Source organism: Bacillus siamensis KCTC 13613, assembly GCF_000262045.1.
GTDB lineage: Bacteria > Bacillota > Bacilli > Bacillales > Bacillaceae > Bacillus > Bacillus siamensis.
In genome coordinates, this window is sequence record NZ_AJVF01000046.1 from 1 (window position 1) to 694 (window position 694).

Below are 694 nucleotides of genomic sequence, written 5' to 3' on the forward strand. Positions count from 1 at the left end.
GAGAGCCGCGCGGAAGAGCGGCGCTTCCTCCAGACAAAACGGCCGGACGAATGCGTCAGCTGAATCGGCCTCATCCAGCTGAAACATCACGCTGTCATGGATGCGCTGCATCGGTTCGCCGTCAGGCCCCGTTTCAAAGGACGTTCTGAGCGACTCGTGCCGCTCCACAAGCTGCCGGAATGTCTCCTCCAGCCGGCCGCGGTCAAGCGGGCCCGTCAGTTCCAGCACAGCCGGCATATTGTAGCCGACACCGCCGTCTTCAAGCTGCTGGAGCACATACATCCGTTTCTGCGCTGAAGACACTGGATAAGTGTCTTGTGTTTTCGCCGGCTGAATCGCTTCATACGGGCTCTCTTCGAGGTCCTGAATGACCTTAGCGAGCTCTTCCACCGTCGGCCGGGCGAAGATGTCCTGTAACGGCACCTGAACGCCGAACTCCTTGGCGATGCGGGAGACGAGAGCCGTCGCTTTTAACGAATGGCCGCCCCGCTCAAAAAAGTGATCCCGGATGCCGACGGGGCCGTTTTTCAGCACTTCTTCCCAAAGGGCGCAAAGCTTCATTTCCGTGACGTTTCGCGGTGCGGTGTACGCCTGTCTGCCTGCCGCTCCGTCAGGAGCCGGCAGCGCGCGTCGGTCAAGCTTTCCGCTCGGTGTGACCGGCCACTCGCTCATCTCTATAAACTGAGCCGGCATC

1 protein-coding gene is annotated in these 694 nt (G+C 60.5%); it reads right to left on the bottom strand.

Annotated elements, in window-relative coordinates; genetic code table 11:
• Positions 1 to 694: condensation domain-containing protein (locus Y79_RS01000000120290; protein WP_032864924.1), on the bottom strand; the 694-nt coding region annotated here is incomplete at both ends.